General features: G+C 65.6%; 4 protein-coding genes. All 4 read right to left on the reverse strand.

Annotated features, from left to right (window positions below; all coding sequences use genetic code 11):
- Nucleotides 1–104: 104 nt before the first annotated feature.
- Nucleotides 105–806, reverse strand: coding sequence for a DNA polymerase III subunit epsilon (gene dnaQ / locus EN991_RS31240; protein ID WP_063169604.1), 702 nt, complete (start codon nt 804–806; stop codon nt 105–107).
- A gap of 210 nt (nt 807–1,016) precedes the next feature.
- Nucleotides 1,017–1,616: a dephospho-CoA kinase gene (coaE, locus tag EN991_RS31245; RefSeq protein WP_127370194.1), complete on the reverse strand. Its 600-nt coding sequence runs from the start codon at nt 1,614–1,616 to the stop codon at nt 1,017–1,019.
- Nucleotides 1,613–2,455, reverse strand: a complete 843-nt coding sequence (locus EN991_RS31250; protein ID WP_013528727.1) for a shikimate dehydrogenase — start codon at nt 2,453–2,455, stop codon at nt 1,613–1,615. The genes coaE and EN991_RS31250 overlap by 4 nt, the downstream gene beginning before the upstream one ends.
- On the reverse strand, nt 2,448–2,706 hold a 259-nt coding region (locus EN991_RS31255), incomplete at its 5' end, for a Maf family protein (protein WP_206519284.1). The genes EN991_RS31255 and EN991_RS31250, both read right to left, overlap by 8 nt.

Below are 2,706 nucleotides of genomic sequence, written 5' to 3' on the forward strand. Positions count from 1 at the left end.
GATTGTGAAAAGCCCGGCCTTGCGCCGGGTTTTTTGTTTTGGGCGGGACGATTGAGGCGCCGGCAGGGCAGAGGGGGGCGCCAAGGATCGCCAACGGGACGATTTTAGTTCCCGTGAACCTTCAGCCACAGCGCCTTTTCACCCAATGTCCCGACCATGCCGGCGTGCGCGGCACGTTCGGCTTCTGTCACGCGCGGCGGCAGTGGCGCCGGGCGCGGGGCGACGACGATTTCGATCTGGCGGACATTCTCGCCCTGGGCCGGCGCGGTGGCGCTGTCGAGGATGAGGGCCGCCTGCTTGCCGCCGATCAGCTCGATATAGACTTCGGCCAGCAATTCGGAATCGAGCAGGGCGCCGTGCTTGGTGCGCTTGGTGTTGTCGATGCCGTAGCGCCGGCAGAGTGCATCGAGCGAATTAGGACCCATCGGGTGCTTGCGGCGCGCCAGCGCCAGCGTGTCGACGACGACGCCGTTGTCGATGACAGGGTGACCCAGCCGGCCGAATTCGACGTTGAGGAAGCCGACATCGAAAGTGGCGTTGTGGGCGACCAGCTTGGCGCCGTCGGTGAAGTCCAGCCACTCCTGTACGATCTCGGCGAAGGTCGGCTTGCCCGCGAGGTCCGCCGCGCTGATGCCGTGCACCGCCTGTGCCTCGACATGGATCGCGCGGCCTTGCGGGTTGATGTAGTGGTGGAAGGTCCTGCCGGTCGGGAAACGGTTGACCAGTTCGACGCCGCCCAGCTCGATCACGCGGTCGTCGCGCGAATCGAGGCCGGTGGTTTCCGTGTCGAAGATGATCTCACGCATCGAATCAGTCGCTCCAAAGGAGCAGAATCATGAGAGCGGAACAAAATGGCAATGAGAAACTATGATGGCCAGGGCAATCGCACAGGTTTGCGCCGCCCCTCATCGCCCTGCACCTTTCCTCTTCCCCGTCGATCGGGGGAGAGGTGTCGAGCGAAGCCGGCAGGCAGATAAGCGGCTCTCACATCGACAGCTGGCGGTCGAGCGGTGGGCTCAACCACCTGGCTTGCCAACCCCTATCAGCTGGCTGATGATTGCAGCGACCTCCGCCCGCGCGGCGTCCATCCCCTGTCCGGTGTCGACGATGAAATCGGCCTGACGGCGCTTTTCCGCGTCCGGCACCTGCTTGGCCAGGATCGACGCCAGCTTCTCTTCCGTCATGCCGGGCCGTGCCAGCACGCGTTCGCGCTGGGTCGCGGCCGGGGCGGTGACGACGACGACCTTGTCGACGCGGTTGCGGCCGCCGGTTTCGAACAGCAGGGGGATGTCGAGGACGGCGATCGGCGCGCCTGATCCGCGATGCCTGGCCAGAAAGGCATCGGCATCGGCGCGCACCAGCGGGTGGATGATGGTCTCCAGCCGCTTCAGCGCCGCGGCATCGCCGAGCACGCGCGCGCCAAGTTTGGCACGATCGACCATGCCGGCGGATGTGGTGCCGGGAAAGGCGGCCTCGACCAGGGGGGCTGCCTTGCCCGCGTAGAGGCGATGCACCGTCTCGTCGGAATCATGGACCGGCACGCCGGCCTCGGCAAACATTTTTGCCGTGGTCGACTTGCCCATGCCGATCGAGCCGGTGAGGCCGAGCACGATCATGGCTTCGGCACCAGATCGGCGACGATCAGGGCCCGGAGTTCGGCCGTCACCCGCGGCCTGATGCCGAACCAGCGCTCGAAGCCAGGCACGGCCTGATGCAGCAGCATGCCAAGACCGTCGACCGTCTTCAGATTTCGCGCGCGGGCGGCCGCGAGCAGCGGCGTCTCCAGCGGCACATAGACGATGTCGGTGACGATGGCATGGTCGGGCAGCCGGGCGGGATCCGCCGACAGGCCTTCATTGCCATGCATGCCGAGCGCGGTGGTGTTGACCAGCAGGCCGGCATCGCCGAGCAGTTCGTTGGTCGCCGCCATGCCATGCGCCGAGACACCGGTGCCGAAACGATCGCGCAATTCCTGCGCTCGGGCCAGAGTGCGGTTGACGATGCGGATGTCGGCAACGCCGCGCTCCTTCAGCGCATGGATGACGGCGCGCGACGCGCCGCCGGCGCCGAGCACCACCGCCGGACCCTTGCTTGCCCAGCCCGGTGCATGATCGTCGAGGTTGGCGGCAAAGCCGTGACCGTCAGTGTTGCCGCCCCACAGGACGCCGTCCTCGAACCACAGCGTGTTGACGGCGCCGATTTCTTGCGCCGCCTGGTCGCGGCGTTCGGCCAATGCGAAGGCCGCTTCCTTGTGCGGGATGGTGATGTTGCCACCGCGGTAATTGTTTGCCTGCAATGTTTCCACGAACACGGCAAAGTCTTGCGGCGCGACATCGATGGCCTGGTAGCTTCCGTCGATGCCATGTTTGGCCAGCCAGTGACCATGGATCTTCGGCGAGCGCGAATGCTTGACCGGATGGCCCGACACGAAGGCTTTTTTCGACGCCTCAGCCATCGATCGCCCCCAGGTCTCGCAGTTCGGCCAGCAGCGGCAACAGCGGCAGGCCGACAATGGTGAAATGATCGCCCTCGATTTTCTCGAACAATTGAATGCCTTCGCCTTCGATCTGATAGGCGCCGACGCTTCCCAGCGCCTTGGCGCCGACGCGGGCGAGGTGGCGGCCGATGAAGGCGGGGTCGAGCTTGCGCATGGTCATCGAAGCGATGCCGACATGGCGCCACAAAACCTTGCCGTCGCGAACCAGC

Origin of the sequence: Mesorhizobium sp. M7A.F.Ca.US.005.03.2.1 (genome assembly GCF_003997795.1) — a bacterium.
Classification (GTDB): Bacteria; Pseudomonadota; Alphaproteobacteria; order Rhizobiales; family Rhizobiaceae; genus Mesorhizobium; species Mesorhizobium ciceri.